At 65.5% G+C, this 1,207-nt stretch carries 2 protein-coding genes; one reads left to right on the top strand and one right to left on the bottom strand.

Going from position 1 to position 1,207, the window contains the following annotated elements; genetic code table 11:
• Positions 1-732, top strand: a 732-nt coding sequence (locus EN994_RS32265; RefSeq protein WP_281060225.1) for an HWE histidine kinase domain-containing protein, incomplete at its 5' end; no start/stop codon positions are given.
• Between the two features lie 13 nt (positions 733-745).
• On the opposite strand, the gene EN994_RS32260 is transcribed toward EN994_RS32265, so the two are convergent.
• Entirely contained in the window at positions 746-1,204 is a 459-nt protein-coding gene (locus EN994_RS32260; protein WP_013529288.1) for a hypothetical protein, read from the bottom strand.
• Between the last annotated feature and the right edge of the window lie 3 nt (positions 1,205-1,207).

Genomic DNA, 1,207 nt, shown 5'->3' with positions numbered 1-1,207 from the left:
CCGTCACGCTCGATCACACGGCCGCGCTGGCTCGCCACGCGCGGCCGTGTGATCGAGCGTGACGGCGACGGCAAGCCGACATTGATCTTCGGCGTCAATTACGACATCTCCGAGCGCAAGCTCGGCGACGAACGGCAACGGCTGCTGCTGCGTGAACTCAACCATCGCGTCAAGAACACTCTGGCGACCGTCCAGGCGCTGGCAACCCAGACCGTGCGCCATGCCCGCCAGCCAAGCCAGTTCCTCGAGGCCTTCGGCGCCAGGCTTCAGGCCTTGGGCATCGCCCACAATCTGTTGTCGGACCGCGAGTGGCGTGGCATCGGCATCAGTGAACTCGTCCAGATCGAGGTCAGACCTTTCGAAACGGCCGAGCAGCCGCGCATGACGATCTCCGGCGACGACCTGCTGCTGTCGCCCGACCAGGCCGTCGGGCTTGGCCTGATCCTGCATGAACTCGCCAGCAACGCGCTGAAATATGGCTCGCTGTCGGTGCCGTCAGGCAGGGTCGACCTCGGCTGGAGGACGCAAGGCAGGAAGGATGCCCGGCGTCTTGTGCTGACCTGGCGCGAAAGCGGCGGGCCGCAAGTCGCTCCGCCGGATCGGCAAGGCTTCGGCTCTATCCTCATTCGCCGCAGCCTGGCCAAGGTCATTTCCAGCGAAGTGACCCATGAATTCCGGCCGGAAGGCGTGTTTGCCGAAATATCGATGCCCCTGGAAGAGCTGTCGAAGTGATCTCCCAACAGCTCTATGTCCGCTCGCTCTCATCCGGATCGTCGGATTTCACATTCTCGCGGTAGATGGCGTAGGCCGCGAGCGCCACGGCCGGCCCCAGAATGGCGCCGAGACCGCCTTTTCCCTTGAGCAGGCTCGGCAGCACGGCGAGTGCGGCGGTGACGCCGATCGCCTTCATGTCGGCATTGCGGCGCTGCGCCCGGCGCCGGGCGCGCGAACCTGCGGATATCCGGTAGATCAGCAGGATAAGTCCGGCGAGCACTAGGAAACCGGCGCCAAACCCGAGCGCGGCGGCAAGCGAGCCGTAGCGCATCGCCGTCCAGATATAGGCGGCCCCGACCAGAAAGCCGAGACCGCAAAGCGCAGCGGCCATGGCGATCACATAGACGATTGCCGCCGTGCGCGCCCGGTGAACGGCGGCCACGGTTTCCCCCGAGGCGAGGCCCGAGATCAGGGTTGCCAACATTCCCATCTG

The sequence above is a fragment of the Mesorhizobium sp. M7A.F.Ca.CA.002.09.1.1 genome (assembly GCF_003998555.1).
Lineage (GTDB): Bacteria > Pseudomonadota > Alphaproteobacteria > Rhizobiales > Rhizobiaceae > Mesorhizobium > Mesorhizobium ciceri.
This window is presented reverse-complemented; position numbering and strand designations above follow the sequence as displayed.